An 18,597-nucleotide genomic window follows, 5' to 3' on the forward strand; every position below is an offset into this window, starting at 1 on the left:
GTGGGTCGGCGGGTGGGGGTGAGTGGGGGCTGGTTGCGCAGTTCCTCGCGCCCCTGAAAGGTCCCCCCGCGTGCCTGAAGAAGGTGCCCGCGCCCCCGTCTGGAGCGCGGGCGCCTTCCCTTGTAGGGCTACATGCCCCTCAGTACCGCCTGTTTGGCCAAGGTGAATTCCTCGTCCGTGAGGACGCCGGACTTGTGGAGGTCGCCCAGTTCGCGGAGGCGGCGCAGGAGGGCGTCGTGGTCGGCCTCCGGGGGAGGCTCCGGCGTGGCGGCGAGTTGCCTGGGCGGGGTGTCCGTGGTGGACGGGGCCGACGGGTGCGGGAGGCGGGCCTGTACCGCCGCCGCGACCAGGGCCATCAGCGGGTCCTTCTTGAAGCCCCACAGATCCACGGAGTTGGGGTCGTACTTCGGCGGCGCCTTCGTGGGCGCGCCCCGGACGGTGAAGCGCAGGAAGCCGTTCTCCAGGCCGACCGCGGGATGCCACTCCACGGACTGGATGTCGGCCAGGGCGAGCGTGCGGGCCCCGGCCGCCGACTTGGCCTCCTCCGTCTTCCAGTTCCACTCCAGGCGGATGTTCTCCCCGTCGAAGCTCGCGGTGCCGTCGCCCGCGGAGACCGACAGGGGCACCGCGGGCCCCGGCAGCAGATAGCGGTCGACGGCGGTGGCCGGCACCTCGTCCAGGAGCAGCGCGTTGCGGATCTCGTCCACGAAGTACTCGGCGACGCCGTAGCGGTCCGAGTCGACGGTCATCTGGTAGGGGTCGGAGGAGTCCGTGAGTCTGCCGCCGGTCGCGTGCAGCAGCGGGTCGGCGCCGTCGCGCAGCCGGAGCCTGAGCCGCCCGGACTTCTTGCCCTGCTCGAACGAGATCCCCGCCAACGCGCCCAGCGGGACCGCGAGTTCGCCCAACGTCTTGCGCAGCAGTCCCACGTTCTTGTCACGGCCCGGCACGAGCCGCAGGGCGTCGCCGTCGAAGGTCCACGTACCGTCCCGTTGGATGATTTCCGCCATGAGGGGGATTGTTTCACCGGCTGTGCGGGAGAGTGGTCTATACCCATTCGAAGGGAGCGCATGTGAGACAGCACAGAACGCCCCGACTCCTCGGTACGCTGCTGCTCGTGGTGGCTGCAGGTATCTCCGTCGTCGGCGCGGCACCGTCCGCCGCCGACCGAACCGCTACTCCGCTCGGCCAGGTGATTCCGGCCCCCGCCTCTGTCGACGCGGGCGGATCCCCGTACCGGATCACCAGCAGTACGCGCATTCGTGTGGACGACTCGCGGGAGGGCCGCCGCATCGGCTCGTATCTCGCGGACGTCCTGCGGCCCTCGACCGGCTATCGGCTGCCGGTCACGGACGACGGCGGGCGCGACGGGATCCGGCTCCGGCTCACCAGTAAGGACTCCGCGCTCGGCGCGGAGGGCTACCGGCTGCAGAGCGGCAAGGGCGCCGTCACCATCACGGCCCGGGAGCCCGCCGGGCTCTTCCACGGTGTCCAGACCCTGCGCCAGCTCCTCCCGGCCGCGGTCGAGAAGGACTCCGTACAGCCCGGACCCTGGGCGGTCGCCGGCGGCACCATCACCGACACGCCCCGCTACGGCTACCGCGGCGCGATGCTCGATGTCTCCCGGCACTTCTTCGGCGTCGATCAAGTCAAGCGCTACATCGACCAGTTGGCGCTCTACAAGGTCAACACGCTGCACCTCCACCTGAGCGACGACCAGGGCTGGCGGATCGCGATCGACTCCTGGCCGCGGCTCGCCTCGTACGGCGGGTCCACGCAGGTCGGCGGCGGGCCCGGCGGCTTCTACACGAAGGCCCAGTACAAGGAGATCGTCCGGTACGCCTCCTCGCGCTTCCTCGAAGTCGTGCCAGAGATCGACATGCCCGGCCACACCAACGCGGCGCTCGCCTCGTACGCGGAGCTGAACTGCGACGGGGTCGCGCCGCCGCTCTACACCGGCACCGAGGTCGGCTTCAGCTCGCTGTGCGTCGGCAAGCCGGTGACGTACGACTTCGTGGACGACGTGATCCGTGAGCTGGCCGCCATCACGCCCGGCAGGTACATCCACATCGGCGGCGACGAGGCGCACTCGACGCCCCACGAGGACTTCGTGGAGTTCATGGCCAAGGTCCAGCCGGTCGTCGCCAAGTACGGGAAGAAGGTCATGGGCTGGCACCAGCTGACCGGGGCGAGCCCCGCGAAGGGCGCGCTGGCCCAGTACTGGGGCCTGGACGACACGAACGCCGCCGAGAAGGAGCAGGTCGCGGCGGCCGCGCGGAACGGGACCGGGATCGTCCTGTCGCCCGCCGACCGGGTGTACCTGGACATGAAGTACAACGCGGACACCCCGCTCGGCCTCGACTGGGCCGGCCTGGTGGAGGTCAAGCGGTCCTACGACTGGGATCCCGGCAACTACCTTGCGGGCGTGCCCGGTTCGGCGGTCCGGGGTGTCGAGGCACCGCTGTGGACGGAGACCCTCGCCACCTCGGCGAACCTCGACTACATGGCGTTCCCGCGGCTGCCCGGGGCGGCCGAACTCGGCTGGTCGCCCGCGGCCACGCACGACTGGGACACGTACAAGGTGCGGCTCGCGGCACAGGCGCCGCGGTGGGACGCGATGGGGACCGGCTACTACCGGTCGTCGCAAGTCCCCTGGCCCGCCGAGTAGTTGAACCCGGCAGGTTGAGGCCCGACGGGCTGATGCCGGACAGGTGAACACGGCGGCGGGCGCCCCCTGGGACCGTTCTGGGGGACGCCCGCCTGCTTGTGGGAGCTGTAAGTCCGTGAGTAGTCGGTGCTTACAGCCCGGCGATGGGGTTCTTGAGGTTCCCGACGAGCTGGAGGGCTCCGGCGGGATCGGCGAGATCCACCATCTGCTCGTTGTTGCGCAGCTGGAGACGGTTGAGGCAGGACAGCGAGAACTCGGGCGCGAACATGTCGTACTGCTTGAACTTGTCCGCGAGTTCGGGGGTGGCCGCCTGGTAGTCGCGTACGCAGTCGGCGACTGTCCGCCAGAAGTCGTCCTCCTCCAGGACGCCCTCGCTCGCCAGGTTCGCGGCGAGGAAGCGGAAGAAGCAGTCGAAGACGTCGGTGAAGATCGACAGGAGTTTCTTGTCCTCGGGGACGTCGACGCGCAGCCGCTCGACCGTCGGCGGGAGCACCGCGTCGGGGTCCATGACGGCGATCTCCTCGGCGATGTCCTTGTAGATCGCCCGCTCGACGACACCGTCCTTGAGTACGAGGATCACGTTCTCGCCGTGCGGCATGAACACCAGGTCGTACGCGTAGAAGCTGTGCAGCAGCGGGGTGAAGTAGGCCCGCAGATAGCGGCGCAGCCACTCCACCGGCGTCAGCCCCGAGCGCTCGATCAGGGTGGCCGCGATCGACGCGCCCTCGTGGTCGACGTGCACGAGCGAGGCCATGGTGGCCAGCGACTCGCCGTCCCGGAGCGAGGGGACCGGGCTCTCGCGCCACAGGGCGGCGAGCATTTTCCGGTACGGGGAGTAGCGGTCGGTGGCGGCCTCGTACTCCAGGTGCCGGTAGCCGACGGCCGCCCGCTCGCGGATGATCGACAGGCCCGTCGACTTCAACACCGGGTCGTTGTCGATGAGTTGGGCCAGCCAGTCGTTGATGGCCGGGGTCGCCTCCATGTAGGCGGCGGACAGCCCGCGCATGAAGCCCATGTTGATGACCGACAGGGCGGTCTTCACATAGTGCTTCTCGGGGGCGCTCTTGTTGAAGAACGTCCGGATCGACTGCTGGGCCAGGTACTCGTCGTCGCCCTCGCCCAGGCACACCAGGCGCTTCTGGGCGACCTCGGCGGCGAAGGTGACGGTGAGCTTGTTCCACCACTGCCAGGGGTGGACCGGGATGAACAGGAAGTCCGCCGGGTCCAACTCCTGTGCACGCAGGGTGTCGTCGAACCGCGCGACCGTCTCCTCGCCCAGTTCGTCGCGCAGGAACGACTCGTACTCGATGCCCACGCCCGCCGTGAACGCGGCCCGCGAGCGGTGCGCCGCCAGCCAGACCAGCCGTACGGGACTGGCGGTCTCCGGTGCGTACGAGAGGTACTCGTGGACCCCGAAGCCCAGTCGCCCGTTGTTGGCGACGAAGCAGGGGTGGCCCTCGGTCATGCCCGTCTCGATCTCCTGGAAGCCGCTTTTCGCGAGCTCGGCGGAGGTGAGCTGGGGCTTGGTGAGCTTGTAGCAGGTGCCGGCGAGGGTGGAGGAGATCTCCTCCAGGTAGACGGGGAGAACCTCGTCGCTCAGGCCGAGCGCGCCCTTCAGCTCGATGAAGAAGTCCAGGGCGTGCAGGGGGAGTTCGCCGCCGTCCCGGTGCCTGGTGATCGACTCGGCGTCGACCTGCCAGTGGTCGAGGGCGCGGCGGGCGGCGGTGAACCGGTAGCGGGTCAGGCCGTCGTCACTGCGGATGGCGTACTCGGCGTATGTGCCCTCGTTGCCCGCGTTGCCGCCCTCGCCGCCGCCGTCGGTCGGCTCCGGGGTGATCAGCCGTTCGTGGGCGAACTCGGCGAGGGCCTTGCGGATGAGGAGGCGGTTGGCCCGCGCCCAGCGGTGGGGGGACAGATGCGCCACGGCGTCGGACAGGGTCACAGGGATACTCCTCGGGTGGCCAAGAACTGCTCGCGCGTACAGAAGGACAGCAGCGCGCGCTTCTCCGGCTTGTCGATCTCGCGCGCCGGGACGAAGCCGACGGCCTCGTTCAGCGCGTGCACTGCCTTGTTGGTGACATCCGGCTCGACGACGACCCGCCGGGTGCGCGGGTCGGCGAACAGCTCGTCCATCACCGCGGTGATGACGGCCCTGGTGAAGCCGTGCACGGGCCGGTCGGTGGGGGCGACCAGGAAGTGCATGCCCACGTCGCCGGGCTCGGGCTCGTACAGCCCGACCAGCTCGATGTACCGGGGGTCGTACTTCTCCATCAGGAACGCGGGCCGTCCGTCGTGGAACCCGAGATACGCGTGATGGTGCTCGTTGGCCGTGATGGCCATGTACTCCCGCTCCACGTCCTGGAGCTTCGCCTCCTGCATCATCCAGAAGGCGGCCTTGGGATGCGTCACCCAGGAGTGCAGCAGCTCGGCGTCCTTGAGGGGGTCGAGGGGGCGCAGGCTCAGGGTGCCGACGGTGTTGCCGGTTCCGGCGGCGCTCATACGGCGAACTCCTGGAACGCGATGGACTTCTCCACCGGGTAGTACTCGGTGCCGAGTAGTTCCCGGATGATGTAGGCGTTGCGGTAGGCGCCCATGCCGAGGTCCGGTGACGTGATCGAGTGGGTGTGGACGCCGGCGTTCTGCAGGAAGATGCCGCGGCCGGTCGTGTCGATGGCGTAGTTGCGGGCCACGTCGTGATTGCCCTGCTCGTCGTAGCGGATGCGGTCGCGGACGGGCTTCAGGAACGCGGGCTCCACGTACTTGTAGCCGGTCGCGAGGATCAGGCCCTCGGAGTGCAGCTCGTAGTCCTTGCCCTGCTCCTCTTGGCGCAGGCCCAGGGTGTACGTGCCGTTCTCGTAACTCGCGGTGATGAGCGCTGAGTTGGTGAGCAGACGGGTGGGGACCGGGCCGCCGAGGTTCTTCTGGTAGAGCAGGTCGAAGATCGAGTCGATCAGCTCGCCGTCGATGCCCTTGAACAGCCCTTTCTGCTCCGTCTGGAGGCGGTAGCGGGTCCGCTCGGGCAGCGCGTGGAAGTAGTCGATGTACTCCGGGGAGGTCATCTCCAGCGTCAGCTTGGTGTATTCGAGCGGGAAGAAGCGGGGCGAGCGCGTGACCCAGTTCAGCCGGTAGCCGTGGACGTCGATCTCGCTCAGCAGGTCGTAGTAGATCTCGGCCGCGGACTGCCCGCTGCCGACCAGCGTGATCGACTTCTTGGCCTGCAGCTCCCGCTTGTGCTGCTGGTAGCGGGAGTTGTGGATGAAGTCCCCGCCGAGGTCCTGGCAGGCCTCCGGTATGTACGGGGGAGTGCCGGTGCCCAGGACGAGGTGCCGGGCGCGGAACTCGGCACCGGCCGTCGTACGGACGACGTACACGTCATCGGCGTACGAGACCTCCGCGACCGTCGTGCTGAATCGGACGCTGGTCAGTTTCGAGGCGGCCCAGCGGCAGTAGTCGTCGTACTCGACGCGCAGTGGATAGAAGTTCTCGCGGATGTAGAACGAGTACAGACGGCCCGATTCCTTCAGGTAGTTGAGGAAGGAGTACGGGGACGTCGGGTCGGCCAGGGTGACCAGGTCCGACATGAACGGGGTCTGGAGGTGTGCGCCCTCCAGGAACATCCCGGAGTGCCACTCGAAGTCCGGCTTGGACTCCAGGAAGACACCGTCGAGTTCGTCGATCGGCTCGGTGAGGCAGGCGAGGCCGAGGTTGAAGGGGCCGAGCCCGATACCGATGAAGTCGTGGATCCTCACGGCGGATCCAGGAAGCGCGGATTCAGGAAGCGCGGTCAAGGGACTCTCCCAGGTACTGCTCGGCGTGGCCGGCGATCAGGTCGAGCACGGCGGAGATGTCGTCCGTCGTGGTCTCGGGGTTGAGCAGGGTGAACTTGAGGAAGTGGCGGCCGCCGACCTTCGTGCCCGCGACCACCGCGTCGCCGGAGGCGAACAGGGCCTTGCGGGCGTACAGGTTGGCGCGGTCGATCTCGGCCGGGTCGGTGACGGCCGCCGGGATGTAGCGGAAGACGAGGGTGGAGAGGGAAGGCGCGACGACGACGTCATAGCGCGGGTCGGCGGCGAGCAACCGCCAGCCCTCCTCGGCCAGTTCGCAGACCTCGTCGAAGAGCTGGCCGATGCCGTCGGCGCCCATCACGCGCAGCGTCATCCACAGCTTGAGGGCGTCGAAGCGGCGGGTGGTCTGCAGGGACTTGTCGACCTGGTTGGGGATGCGCTCCTGCACCATGCGGCGCGGGTTGAGGTACTCCGCGTGGTAGGTCGCGTGGCCCAGGGTGGCCGCGTCGCGGACCAGCACGGCGGACGAACTCACCGGCTGGAAGAAGGACTTGTGGTAGTCCACGGTCACCGAGTCGGCGCGCTCGATGCCGTCGATGCGGTGCCGGTTCTTCAGTGACGCGAGCAGTCCGCAGCCGTACGCGGCGTCGACGTGCATCCAGGCACCGAACTGCTCGCACAGCTCGGCGATCTCGGGCAGCGGGTCGATGGAGCCGAAGTCGGTGGTGCCGGCGGTCGCGACGACGGCCATCGGGACCAGGCCGTCGCGCTTGCAGCGCTCCAGCTCGCGGGCGAGCGCGACCGTCTGCATGCGCTTGTCGTTGCCCACGGGGATCGAGACCACGGAGTCCTGGCCGAGGCCGAGGAGTTTCGCCGACTTCTTGACGCTGAAGTGGCTCACCTCGGAGGCGAAGATCCGCAGTTTGGCGTGCGAGTCGCTCTTGGCCTCCTCGCGGGCCAGCAGCAGCGCCTGGAGGTTGGACTGCGAGCCGCCGGAGGTGAACACGCCGTCGGCGGCGGGCCCGAACCCGATGCGCTCGTTGGTCCAGTCGATGAGCCGGCGCTCGATGAGGGTGCCGCCGGCCGACTGGTCCCAGGTGTCGAGGGAGGAGTTGACGGCGGAGAGGACGGCCTCGCCGACCACGGCGGGTATGACCACCGGGCAGTTGAGGTGCGCGAGGTAGCGGGGGTGGTGGAAGTAGACGGCGTCCCGGAGGTAGACGTCCTCCAGCTCGTCGAGGACCGCGGTCGTGTCGTGCAGCGGCTTGTCGAGGTCGATCTGCTCGATCCGGGGCGCTAGGGCGTCGACCGTGACGCCTGTGAACGGACGGTCGGTGGTGGCGAGTTTGGCCGCCACCCGCTCTATTCCTTCGGTCACGGAACGGCGGTACCGCTCCGCGGTCGTGTCATTGAGCAGGTGCGAGCGCATGGGGGAGTCCTCCGGGGACAGGAGAGAAACGGGCGCGTGAGAGAAGTGGGGGGCGGCGCTGAACTTAGGTAAGCCTAACCTAACTTCCTATGGGTGTCCGCCCCACCCGTCACGCTGTGACCTATGCCTCTCTGCGGCCACTTCGCCCGTCGCTTCTCCCTGTGGCTTCTCCGGTCACTCGCCTTGCTCGCGCAGCTGCTCCTCGCTCAGTCCGCGCCGCCAGTAGCCGACGAAGGTGACCCGCCTGCGGTCGATCTCCCGCTCCCGCACGAGGTGGCGCCGCAGCGCCTTCACGCAGCCGGACTCGCCCGCGATCCAGGCGTACGGGGCCTGGGCGGTGGGGAGTTGGGCGGTGCGGATGGCTTTCAGGGCGAGGGGGGATGCTTCGGCGTGTGCGGCTTCGGGGGTGCCGTCGGGGTCCTCGTCGTGTGCGTCGCCGTGGTCGCCGTCGTGTGCGTCGCCGTGTGCTTCGTCGTGCGTCTCGTCGCGTACGAGCCAGGTGATCTCCGCGTCCGCGGATGTGGTGGGCTCGACGCGGTCGCCGGCGTGCGGGACCTCCAGCCAGACGCGGGCCTTCGTCCCGGCGGGCAGGGTCTCCAGGATGGCCGAGGCGGCAGGCAGAGCCGTCTCGTCGGCCCAGATGACGATCAGGTCGGCGTCGGCGGGCGGGCGGAACCGGATCGCCGTGTTGTCGGCGACGGACGGGCCGAGCAGGACGGCCCGGTCACCGGACTTGGCGTCCGCGGCCCAGCGGGAGGCCGGGCCCGCGGGAGTCGCGGCACCGGGCTCTGTGCCGTGCAGCACGAAGTCGATGTCGATCTCGGTGGTGGCGCCGTTCGTGTCCTGGCGCAGGGCGCGCAGGGTGTACGAGCGCATGACCGCGCGGGCGTCTTCGGGGGTGTCGATCCAGGCCTGGCGCCAGCCGTCGCCGTACTCCATCGGCATGACGGGGGTCTGCTGGCCCGGGCGGGGGAGGAAGAGCGAGAGGCTCTGGTCCTGGCCGTCCGAGGCGAAGGCGTGGAGGTCCGGGCCGGTGAAGGTGACGCGGACGAGGGACGGGCTGAGCCGCCTCGTCCGTGTGACCTGAAGGGTGAAGAAACGGAACGGGGCGGCTACTGCCGTTGGCATGGTTTTTGCTCCCGAGTCTGCGTCAGGGGGGCGGGTGGTTCGTGTTGTGTCCGGAGTGCGGGGCCGGCGCGGGCCGGTGGGGGTTTGTCGCGCAGTTCCCCGCGCCCCTGAAGGGCGCCGCCCAAGAGGTGGCGCGCCTTCAAGTGGGGGCCGGTCAGGCGACCTTCTTGGCCTTCTCTATGGCCTCGGCGAGGGTGTTGAGCATGGGGGTGCACTTGTCGTAGGAGAGGATCGGCTCCGGGGTGCGGGGGATGACCTGGTCGGCCTTGACCGCGGGGAGCTTCTTCCAGGTGGCCTTGGTGATGTCGGCCGGCTGGATGGTCGCGGTGCGGTCGTCCATCATGATGATGTCCGCCGGGTACTTGTCGACGTTCTCCCAGCTCAGGTTCTCGAACCAACCGCCGCTGGCCTTCAGGGCCTTGGCGGAGGGCTCGACGAGGTTCACACCGAGGGCCTTGAAGTACTCCAGGTCGATGGAGAGGTTCGAGCCGGAGACGTAGAAGATGTCCTGGCTCGCGGAGCCGATGAGGACCTTGATCTCCGGGCGGGCCTTGGCGGCCTTGCGCAGCCGCTCGGCGGCCGCCTCGAAGTTCTTCTTCGCCTCGACGGTCTTGGCGGCCTTCACATCGGCGCCCAGCGACTCGGCGAGCGCGAGCATGCGCTCCAGCGGCTTGGGCAGCTGACGGTCGAAGACGGAGATGCCGACGCTCGGGGCGAGCTTCAGGATCTTGTCCTTGGACTCGTCCGGGACGTACCAGAGGGTGCCGGCGTCGTCGAACATCGTGGAGAGCAGCACGTCGGGGGCGAGCCCCGCGTACTTCTCGATGTTGAACTCGCCCCACGTGTTGCCGAGGACCGTCACCTTGCTGATGTCCATGTCGCCCGCCTGGACATCGGCCTTGCCGTCCTTGGTCTTCGTCGGACCGAAGACACCCTTGACCTCGATGCCGTAGTCGTAGAGGGCGGCGGCGACACCGGTGAAGGCGACGATGTTGGCCGGGATCTTGTCCAGCTTCACCGTCGTACCGCGGTCGTCCTCGAAGCTCCACGGGCCTGACGCGGCGGCGCTTTTCGTCGCGTCCGCCGAGCCACCGCTCTTCGAGTCTTCGTCACCGCAGGCGGCGAGCACGGCACCGAGGCCGAGGGCGCCACCGGCGGCGAGGATGCCGCGGCGGGTGAGGTGGGTGGCACGGGCGTTGGACATGGCGTGGCTGCTTTCGAACAGGGCGGATGACCCATCGGACAGTGCGAAAGGTAGGTTAGCCTAACCTCATCGTCTGTCCAGGGGGCGGGGTCTCACCTGCGGGAATGCCGGAGGTGGCCCACGGTGGCCCTTGTGAGCGGCCTGTGTGACCCCTGGGTCCTGAGTCCCAGAGGTGCGCTTCAGTCCTGAGTCTCAGGGGTGCACTTTCCGGCCATCGGCTCAGCCGGTGGGCCGGCGGCGGGTCAGCCCACCAACCCCAACTCCCGCGCGATCAGCATCCGCTGGACCTCGCTCGTGCCCTCGCCGATTTCCAGGATCTTGGAGTCGCGCCACATGCGGGCGACCGGGTACTCGTTCATGAAGCCGTAGCCGCCGTGGATCTGGGTGGCGTCGCGGGCGTTGTCGACGGCGATGGTGGAGGAGTGGAGCTTGGCCAGGGCCGCCTCCTTCTTGAAGGGTTCGCCCGCCACCAGGCGGGAGGCCGCATCGCGCCAGGCGAGGCGGGCCGTGTGGGCCTTCATCTCCATGTCCGCGATCTTGAACTGGATCGCCTGGTTCGCTCCGATCGGGCGGCCGAAGGCGTGGCGCTCCTTCGCGTACTTCACCGACTCGTCCACACAGCCCTGGGCCAGGCCCGTCGCGAGGGCCGCGATGGCGATGCGGCCCTCGTCGAGGATGCGGAGGAACTGCGCGTAGCCGCGGCCCTCGGAGCCGAGCAGGTTCGCGGCCGGGACGCGGACGTCGGCGAAGGAGAGTTCCCGGGTGTCGGAGGCGTTCCAGCCGACCTTCGAGTACGGGGCCGCGACCGTGAAGCCGGGGGTCCCCGACGGCACGATGATCGAGGAGATCAGCGGCTTGCCGTCCGGAGTACGGCCGGTCACCGCCGTCACCGTGACCAGGCCCGTGATGTCCGTCCCCGAGTTGGTGATGAAGCACTTGGTGCCGTTGATCACCCACTCGTTCGTCGCCTCGTCCAGGCGGGCCGTCGTACGGGTCGCGCCCGCGTCCGAGCCGCCGTCCGGCTCGGTGAGACCGAACGCGCCGAGGATCTCGCCCGAGCAGAGACGGGGAAGCCACTCCGCCTTCTGCTCGTCGGTCCCGAAGAGGTGGATCGGCATCGCGCCGAGGGAGACGCCCGCCTCCAGGGTGATGGCCACCGACGAGTCCACCCGGGCCAGTTCCTCCAGCACGATGCCGAGGGCCATGTAGTCGCCGCCCATGCCCCCGTACTCCTCCGGGAACGGCAGCCCGAACAGACCCATGCGGCCCATCTCGCGGACGATCTCGTACGGGAACTCGTGACGCTCGTAGAAGTCGCCGATCTTCGGCGCCACGACGTCATGGGCGAAGTCGGCCACCGTACGGCGGAGTTCGTCGAGTTCGGGGGAGAGGCGGTGGTCGAGAGGCATGGGGATCACTCCTGGTGGGAGAGGGCGCGGACGGTGCGGGACGGGCTGGGTCGGCCCAGTTGTTCGGCCATCCACACGCTGGTGGCGGTGAGACGGTCGAGGTCGACTCCGGTGTCGATGCCGAGGCCCGTCAGCATCCACACGAGGTCTTCGGTGGCGAGGTTGCCGGTGGCGCTCTTCGCGTACGGGCAGCCGCCGAGGCCGCCCGCGGACGCGTCCACGGTCGTGACGCCGTGCTGGAGCGCGGCCAGGGTGTTGGAGAGCGCCTGGCCGTACGTGTCGTGGAAATGCACGCCGAGGGAGGAGGTGGGGATGTTCTGTTCGTTGAGTGCCGTGAGGAGTCGGCCCACGTGCCCCGGGGTCGCCACGCCGATCGTGTCGCCCAGGCTCAGCTCGTCGCAGCCCATGTCGAGGAGCGCACGGCAGACCCGTACGACCTGCGGGACGGGCACCGGTCCCTCCCACGGGTCGCCGAAGCACATCGACAGATAGCCGCGCACATGGGCGTCCTGCGCCTTGGCCCGCGCGACCACCGGCTCGAACATCGCCAGCGCCTCGTCCACGGTCCGGTTGAGATTGGCCTTGGCGAAGGACTCCGTGGCACTGGCGAAGACCGCGATACGGGTCGCGCCGAGAGCCAGCGCCCGGTCCAGGCCCCGTTCGTTCGGTACGAGGACGGGGAGGGCCGTGCCCGAGAGGTCGCCCAGGTCGCGGACGAGGGGGAACAGCTCCTCCGCGTCGGCCAGTTGGGGCACCCACTTGGGGTGGACGAAGCTCGTCGCCTCGATGGTGCCGAGGCCCGCGTCGGCCAGCCGCCGTACGAACTCCGCCTTCGTCTCCGTCGGGACGGTCGCCTTCTCGTTCTGCAGTCCGTCGCGGGCGCCGACCTCGTGGATACGGACGTGGGACGGGAGCCCCTCGGCCGGTACCGGCATGGGCAGCCCGAGCTCGGGGGTCGTCATGCCTTCTCCTCCTCCTGCGCTTCCTCGCTCGGTGCGACCACGGCCAGGATCTGGTCCATGGCGACCGTCGTGCCCGGGGTGACGTCCAGTTCGGTGACGGTGCCGGCGTGCGGGGCGGAGACGACGTGCTCCATCTTCATCGCCTCCACCACCAACAGGCTCTGCCCGGCGGCCACTTCGTCCCCGACGGCCACCTTCACGACCGTCACCGTGCCGGGCATGGGGGCGGTGAGGGAGTCCGCGCCCGCGTGTGCCGCGCCGGTGAGGGATGCGGCTACGGGGTCGTGGTCCAGGAGGTTCCACGCTTCACCGTCGCGGCCCAGCCAGGTGGAGGTGTGGTGGAAGGTGTGGGTCATGCCGTCGAGGTGGAGGGTGACGGTGGGTGGCTGCGACAGGCGGTTCTCTTCCCCAGACCCACCCCTTCCCGAAACTGGGGGCAGGCCCCCAGACCGCCAGGAGATGGCGGCTGCGCCACCGGACTCGTGGACGGGTTCGGCTGCGCCGTCAGGCCCGCCATGGCGCCGGGCTGCGCCCTCGGCGCCCGTGAGGGAATCGGCTGCGCGGTCAACGCCGTCGAGCCGGAACTCCGTCTCCTCCCCCGTACCCCGCACGCGGACGGTCACGGGGTCGTGCCCCGGTACCCGCAAGTGGTGCACGGTCCAGGCCGGTTCGCCGCCGAGCCGCCACCCACTGGGCACGGAGAACGGATCGACCCAGCCCGACTCATTCAGCCCGTCCGGCGTTTGAGGACGAGGCCGTTCAGGCCGATCAGCGGGGGCCTGGGGGCGCAGCCCCCAGCTTCGGGAAGGGACGGGGTTGGGGAAGAGCGCCGCCTGCCGCAGCAACCCACCCACCACATACACCTCCGGCGGAACCCCGGTCGAGACCAGCCCCTCGACCTCCCGCTCCACCAGCCCCGTATCCAACTCCCCCGCGACAACCGCAGGGTGGGCCAACAACCTCCGCAGGAACCCCGCGTTCGTCTGCACCCCCAACGTCACCGTCCCCGCCAACGCCCCACGAAGCCGCCGCAGGGCCGTCGCCCGGTCCGGCCCGTACGCGATCACCTTGGACAGCATCGGGTCGTACAACGACCCGACCTCCGTGCCCTCGGACAGCCCCGAGTCCGTACGGATGCCGTCCCCCTGGGGCTCGTGCAGCCGCAGGACTGTACCGCCGGACGGCAGGAACCCCCGCGCCGGATCCTCCGCACAGATCCGGGCCTCGACGGCATGCCCGGTGAGTGTGACGTCGTCCTGGGCGAACGCGAGCCGCTCGCCCGCCGCCACCCGCAGCTGCCACTCCACGAGATCGATCCCGGTGATCATCTCGGTCACCGGATGCTCGACCTGGAGGCGGGTGTTCATCTCCATGAAGTAGTAGGAGGAGGGATCGACGCCCGGCACGATGAACTCGACCGTGCCCGCGCCGGAGTACCCGCAGGAGCGGGCCGCCTGGACGGCCGCCTCACCCATCGCGGCCCGGGTCTTCTCGTCGAGGAAGACGCTGGGCGCCTCCTCGATGATCTTCTGGTGCCGACGCTGGAGGGAGCACTCGCGCTCGCCGAGATGTACGACGTTCCCGTGGCCGTCCGCGAGGACCTGGATCTCGATGTGCCGCGGCCGGTCGACCCACCGCTCGACGAGGAGCGTGTCGTCGCCGAAGGAAGCCCGCGCCTCCCGCCGCGCGGCGGCGATCTCGTCCGCCAGCGCGGAGGCGTCCCGCACGAGCCGCATGCCCTTGCCGCCACCGCCCGCCGACGGCTTCAGCAGTACGGGCATCCCGATCTCCCGGGCGGCAGCGGCCAGTTCGGCATCGGACAGCCCACTGCCCGAAGACCCCGGCACCACCGGAACCCCCGCCGCCTTCACCGTCTCCTTGGCGCGGATCTTGTCGCCCATGAGCGAGATGGCGTCGGCGGGAGGCCCGATGAAGACGAGCCCCGCGTCGGCGCAGGCGCGCGCGAAGTCGGCGTTCTCCGCCAGGAAGCCATAGCCGGGATGCACGGCCTGAGCGCCCGTCCTTGCCGCTGCCTCCAGCAGCCGTTCCGCCGACAGATAGCTCTCGGCGGCCGGCGCCGGACCGATCCGTACCGCCGTGTCCGCCTCGCGCACATGCCGGGCGTCGGCGTCCGCGTCCGAGAAGACGGCCACCGAGCGGACGCCCAGGGACCGGAGCGTACGGATGACCCGTACGGCGATCTCGCCCCGGTTGGCCACAAGTACCGTGTCGAACATCGTCGTCCGTCCCCTCACATCCGTCCCCTCACATCCGGAAGACGCCGAACTGGGGGTCACCCAGCGGGGCGTTCGCGCAAGTCGTCAGAGCCAGTCCCAGCACCTGCCGGGTCTCCATCGGGTCGATCACACCGTCGTCCCAGAGCCGGGCCGTTGCGTAGTAGGCGTTGCCCTGGTGCTCGTACTGGGCGCGGATCGGAGCCTTGAACTCCTCTTCCTCCTCCGCCGGCCAGGACTCGCCGCGGCCCTCCAACTGGTCGCGCTTGACGGTCGCGAGGACCGATGCGGCCTGTTCGCCGCCCATGACCGAGATCTTGGCGTTCGGCCACATCCACAGGAAGCGCGGGGAGTACGCCCGGCCGCACATGGAGTAGTTGCCCGCGCCGTACGACCCGCCGACCACCACGGTGAGCTTCGGTACGCGCGTGCAGGCGACGGCCGTGACCATCTTGGCGCCGTGCTTGGCGATGCCCCCGGCCTCGTACTGACGGCCCACCATGAAGCCCGAGATGTTCTGCAGGAAGACCAGCGGGATGCCGCGCTGGTCGCACAGTTCGATGAAGTGGGCGCCCTTCTGGGCGGACTCGGAGAACAGGATGCCGTTGTTCGCGACGATGCCGACCGGGTGGCCGTGGATCCGGGCGAATCCGGTGACGAGGGTCTGCCCGAACTCCGACTTGAACTCCGCGAAACGCGAGCCGTCGACCACGCGCGCGATGACCTCGCGTACGTCGTAGGGGGTGCGGGAATCCACCGGCACCGCGCCGTACAGCCCGGCGGGGTCCACCTTCGGCTCGATGCCCTGTGTGACGGACCAGGGGAGGGGGCCGCGGTCGGGGAGGGTGGAGACGATGGTCCGTACGATCCGCAGCGCGTGCGCGTCGTCCTCCGCGAGGTGGTCAGTGACGCCGGAGACGCGGGAGTGGACCTCGCCGCCGCCCAGCTCCTCCGCCGTGACGACCTCGCCCGTCGCGGCCTTCACCAGGGGCGGGCCGCCGAGGAAGATCGTGCCCTGGTTCCGCACGATCACGGCCTCGTCGCTCATCGCCGGGACGTACGCCCCGCCGGCCGTGCACGAGCCGAGGACGGCCGCGATCTGCGGGATCCCGGCGCCCGACATCCGGGCCTGGTTGTAGAAGATCCGCCCGAAGTGCTCTCGGTCGGGGAAGACCTCGTCCTGCATGGGGAGGAAGGCGCCGCCCGAGTCCACCAGGTACACACAGGGGAGGCGGTTCTCCAGGGCCACCTCCTGCGCGCGCAGGTGCTTCTTCACGGTCATCGGGTAGTACGTGCCGCCCTTGACCGTGGCGTCGTTGGCGATCACCACGCACTCGCGGCCGCTCACCCGGCCGATCCCGGCAATGACGCCCGCGGCCGGGGCCTGCCCTTCGTACATCCCGTCGGCCGCCAGCGGGGCCAGCTCCAGGAAGGGCGAGCCGGGGTCGAGGAGCGTGTCCACGCGGTCGCGCGGCAGCAGCTTGCCGCGGGCGGTGTGCCGGGCGCGGGCCCGCTCACCGCCCCCGAGGCGGGCCGCGGCCAGCTTGCGCCGCAGCTCGTCGACGAGCGTGCGGTGCGCCTCCTCGTTGGCCCGCCAGGCCTCCGACGCGGGGTCCCCCGCGGTCGTCAGCTCCGGTGCCTCGTGCATTCTGCGGTCCCCTCACCCGGTGGTCACCGGTCCATGAACCAAGCGGTCGTCGGTGCGTGAATCAAGCTGTCGTCGGCCCGTGAGCCGAGTTGTCGTCGGCCCGTGAGCCGAGCTGTCGTCGGCCCATGAGCCGAGTTGCTGTCGGCCCATGAACGAGCTTCCGTCGGTCCACGGACCAAGTTAATGAGCGTTAACGCGTTTCCTTCAGGTTAACGAGCGCTAACCTCCCTGTCTAGAATTGCGTCCATGGCCACGAGAACCGACGCCCCCACCCGCCGCGAGCAGATCCTCAAGGAGGCTGCGCGGCTCTTCGCCGAGCGCGGTTTCCACGGGGTCGGGGTCGACGAGATAGGGGCGGCGGTCGGCATCAGCGGCCCCGGCCTGTACCGGCACTTCCCGGGCAAGGACGCGATGCTCGCCGAGCTGCTGGTGGGGATCAGCGGGCAGCTGCTGACCGGCGGCAAGCGTCGGCTGGCGGAGTCCGACGGGAATCCCGAGGCGCTCCTCGACTCGCTCATCGAGGGGCACATCGACTTCGCGCTCGACGACCGCCCCTTGATCACCCTGCACGACCGTGAGCTGGACCGCCTCCGGGACAGTGACCGCAAGCTGGTGCGGCAGCTGCAGCGGCAGTACGTCGAGCTGTGGGTGGAGGTCGTCCGCGAGGTCTATCCGGGGCTGGCCGAACCGGCGGCCCGCTCGGCGGTGCACTCGGTGTTCGGACTGCTGAACTCCACCCCGCACTTGGGCCGCCCCGGAGCGCTCCCGGGCCGCGCGGGCACGTCGGAGCTGCTGCACCGGATGGCGAAGGGGGCCTTCGCCGCCGCGGCGGCGTGACGAGCGTTACGCGGGTGCTCCTCTGGACGCTGCCACCTACTCGCCGGTACGGTGATGCTCTGAGCAAGCGCTTAGACATGGACTCATGAGCCAGGTGGAGGTGGCGGCGGTGCGCCGTACGGTGTTCAACGAGGATCACGAGGCGTTCCGGGAGACCCTCCGGGCCTTCATCGAGGCCGAGGTCGTTCCGGTCTACGACGAGTGGTTCGCGGCCGGCCAGGCGCCGCGCGACTTCTACTACAAGCTCGCCGAGCTGGGTGTCTTCGGCATCCGTGTGGACGAGGAGTTCGGCGGCGCAGGCATCGACTCGTACAAGTTCGAGGCCGTGATGTACGAGGAGACCGCCCGCGCGGGTGTCTCCTTCGGCGGCTCCGGTGTGCACGTGTTGCTCGGCCTGCCCTACATCAAGGCGCTCGCCACCGACGAGCAGAAGAAGCGCTTCCTGCCGAAGTTCGTCTCCGGTGAGGAGATGTGGGCGCTGGCGATGACCGAGCCGGGCACCGGCTCCGACCTCGCGGGCATGAAGACCACCGCGAAGCTCTCCGAGGACGGCTCGCACTACGTCCTCAACGGCGCCAAGACCTTCATCACCGGTGGCGTGCACGCCGACCGCGTGATCGTCTGCGCCCGTACGTCCGCCCCGACGGCCGAGGACCGCCGCTTCGGCATCTCCCTCTTCGCCGTGGACACCAAGGCCGAGGGCTACTCGGTGGGCCGCAAGCTCGACAAGCTCGGCCTGAAGACCTCCGACACCGCCGAGCTGGCGTTCGTCGACGTGAAGGTGCCCGTCGAGGACCTCCTCGGCGAGGAGAACAAGGGCTTCTACTACCTCGGCGGCAACCTGCCCTCCGAGCGCTGGGGCATCGCCTTCGGCGCGTACGCGCAGGCCGCGGCGGCCGTGCGGTTCGCCAAGGAGTACGTGCTGGAGCGCACCGTCTTCGGCAAGCCGGTCTCGCACTTCCAGAACACCAAGTTCGAACTGGCCGCGTGCCAGGCCGAGGTGGACGCCGCGCAGGCCGTCGCCGACCGCTCGCTCGAAGCCCTGGACGCGGGCGAACTCAGCCCCGCCGAGGCCGCGTCCGCGAAGCTGTTCTGCACCGAGGTCGCGCACCGCGTCATCGACCGCTGCCTCCAGCTGCACGGCGGCTACGGCTTCATGAACGAGTACCCGATCGCCCGCCTGTACGCGGACAACCGCGTCAACCGCATCTACGGCGGCACCAGCGAGATCATGAAGTCGATCATCGCCAAGGACATGGGCCTGTAAGGTCCGCGAAATTACCGCACGGTACAACC

At 69.4% G+C, this 18,597-nt stretch carries 14 protein-coding genes; 3 read left to right on the forward strand and 11 right to left on the reverse strand.

Translation table 11 applies throughout. The features are described from left to right. Positions 1–128: 128 nt before the first annotated feature. Complete coding sequence (locus tag ACZ5VQ_RS28890; protein WP_469107423.1) at positions 129–1,007, reverse strand: DUF4429 domain-containing protein; 879 nt, start codon at positions 1,005–1,007, stop codon at positions 129–131. A gap of 62 nt (positions 1,008–1,069) precedes the next feature. Between ACZ5VQ_RS28890 and ACZ5VQ_RS28895 the strand changes: the two genes are divergently transcribed. Beyond that, positions 1,070–2,665, forward strand: coding sequence for a beta-N-acetylhexosaminidase (locus ACZ5VQ_RS28895; protein ID WP_469107424.1), 1,596 nt, complete (start codon positions 1,070–1,072; stop codon positions 2,663–2,665). Positions 2,666–2,795: 130 nt separating this feature from the next. Here ACZ5VQ_RS28895 and ACZ5VQ_RS28900 read toward each other — a convergent pair whose 3' ends face one another. The 10 genes from ACZ5VQ_RS28900 to ACZ5VQ_RS28945 form a co-directional block, all read right to left on the reverse strand. Beyond that, positions 2,796–4,607 carry an IucA/IucC family protein gene (locus ACZ5VQ_RS28900; RefSeq protein WP_469107425.1) on the reverse strand — a complete coding sequence of 604 codons (1,812 nt, stop codon included), beginning with the start codon at positions 4,605–4,607 and terminating at the stop codon, positions 2,796–2,798. Next, a complete protein-coding gene (locus ACZ5VQ_RS28905) occupies positions 4,604–5,164 on the reverse strand; it encodes a GNAT family N-acetyltransferase (protein ID WP_362077485.1) in 561 nt (186 codons plus the stop codon). Before ACZ5VQ_RS28905 ends, ACZ5VQ_RS28900 begins: the two co-directional genes overlap by 4 nt. Next, positions 5,161–6,453, reverse strand: a complete 1,293-nt coding sequence (locus ACZ5VQ_RS28910; RefSeq protein ID WP_469107426.1) for a lysine N(6)-hydroxylase/L-ornithine N(5)-oxygenase family protein — start codon at positions 6,451–6,453, stop codon at positions 5,161–5,163. Before ACZ5VQ_RS28910 ends, ACZ5VQ_RS28905 begins: the two co-directional genes overlap by 4 nt. Then, complete coding sequence (gene desA / locus ACZ5VQ_RS28915; protein ID WP_469107427.1) at positions 6,437–7,879, reverse strand: lysine decarboxylase DesA; 1,443 nt, start codon at positions 7,877–7,879, stop codon at positions 6,437–6,439. The genes ACZ5VQ_RS28910 and desA overlap by 17 nt, the downstream gene beginning before the upstream one ends. A gap of 174 nt (positions 7,880–8,053) precedes the next feature. Next, a complete protein-coding gene (locus ACZ5VQ_RS28920; RefSeq protein WP_469107428.1) occupies positions 8,054–9,007 on the reverse strand; it encodes a siderophore-interacting protein in 954 nt (317 codons plus the stop codon). 154 nt (positions 9,008–9,161) lie between these two features. Next, positions 9,162–10,211: an ABC transporter substrate-binding protein gene (locus ACZ5VQ_RS28925; protein ID WP_469107429.1), complete on the reverse strand. Its 1,050-nt coding sequence runs from the start codon at positions 10,209–10,211 to the stop codon at positions 9,162–9,164. Between the two features lie 242 nt (positions 10,212–10,453). Continuing rightward, the gene (locus ACZ5VQ_RS28930; protein ID WP_200398013.1) at positions 10,454–11,620 is read right to left on the reverse strand and encodes an acyl-CoA dehydrogenase family protein; all 1,167 of its coding nucleotides are present in this window, start codon (positions 11,618–11,620) and stop codon (positions 10,454–10,456) included. Between the two features lie 5 nt (positions 11,621–11,625). Then, the gene (locus ACZ5VQ_RS28935; protein ID WP_469107430.1) at positions 11,626–12,582 is read right to left on the reverse strand and encodes a hydroxymethylglutaryl-CoA lyase; all 957 of its coding nucleotides are present in this window, start codon (positions 12,580–12,582) and stop codon (positions 11,626–11,628) included. Beyond that, entirely contained in the window at positions 12,579–14,819 is a 2,241-nt protein-coding gene (locus tag ACZ5VQ_RS28940) for an acetyl/propionyl/methylcrotonyl-CoA carboxylase subunit alpha (protein ID WP_469107431.1), read from the reverse strand. Before ACZ5VQ_RS28940 ends, ACZ5VQ_RS28935 begins: the two co-directional genes overlap by 4 nt. Positions 14,820–14,847: 28 nt before the next feature. After that, positions 14,848–16,464: a carboxyl transferase domain-containing protein gene (locus ACZ5VQ_RS28945; protein WP_469107432.1), complete on the reverse strand. Its 1,617-nt coding sequence runs from the start codon at positions 16,462–16,464 to the stop codon at positions 14,848–14,850. A 246-nt stretch (positions 16,465–16,710) separates the two neighbouring features. Here ACZ5VQ_RS28945 and ACZ5VQ_RS28950 point away from each other — a divergent pair, with 246 nt between their 5' ends. Continuing rightward, positions 16,711–17,301 (forward strand): SACE_7040 family transcriptional regulator, encoded by a 591-nt coding sequence (locus ACZ5VQ_RS28950; protein WP_200398016.1) that lies wholly within the window; start codon positions 16,711–16,713, stop codon positions 17,299–17,301. A gap of 109 nt (positions 17,302–17,410) precedes the next feature. Continuing rightward, entirely contained in the window at positions 17,411–18,568 is a 1,158-nt protein-coding gene (locus tag ACZ5VQ_RS28955; protein WP_189843518.1) for an acyl-CoA dehydrogenase family protein, read from the forward strand. The last annotated feature ends 29 nt before the right edge of the window (positions 18,569–18,597 follow it).

Source organism: Streptomyces sp. NPDC033178, from assembly GCF_055577685.1.

Bases quoted from the DNA above. Each gene is read 5' to 3' on its own strand.
- ACZ5VQ_RS28890 (WP_469107423.1), bottom strand. From the start codon at position 1,007: ATGGCGGAAATCATCCAACGGGACGGTACGTGGACCTTCGACGGCGAC.
- ACZ5VQ_RS28905 (WP_362077485.1), bottom strand. From the start codon at position 5,164: ATGAGCGCCGCCGGAACCGGCAACACCGTCGGCACCCTGAGCCTGCGC.
- desA (WP_469107427.1), bottom strand. From the start codon at position 7,879: ATGCGCTCGCACCTGCTCAATGACACGACCGCGGAGCGGTACCGCCGT.
- ACZ5VQ_RS28920 (WP_469107428.1), bottom strand. From the start codon at position 9,007: ATGCCAACGGCAGTAGCCGCCCCGTTCCGTTTCTTCACCCTTCAGGTC.
- ACZ5VQ_RS28925 (WP_469107429.1), bottom strand. From the start codon at position 10,211: ATGTCCAACGCCCGTGCCACCCACCTCACCCGCCGCGGCATCCTCGCC.
- ACZ5VQ_RS28930 (WP_200398013.1), bottom strand. From the start codon at position 11,620: ATGCCTCTCGACCACCGCCTCTCCCCCGAACTCGACGAACTCCGCCGT.
- ACZ5VQ_RS28935 (WP_469107430.1), bottom strand. From the start codon at position 12,582: ATGACGACCCCCGAGCTCGGGCTGCCCATGCCGGTACCGGCCGAGGGG.
- ACZ5VQ_RS28940 (WP_469107431.1), bottom strand. From the start codon at position 14,819: ATGTTCGACACGGTACTTGTGGCCAACCGGGGCGAGATCGCCGTACGG.
- ACZ5VQ_RS28945 (WP_469107432.1), bottom strand. From the start codon at position 16,464: ATGCACGAGGCACCGGAGCTGACGACCGCGGGGGACCCCGCGTCGGAG.
- ACZ5VQ_RS28950 (WP_200398016.1), top strand. From the start codon at position 16,711: ATGGCCACGAGAACCGACGCCCCCACCCGCCGCGAGCAGATCCTCAAG.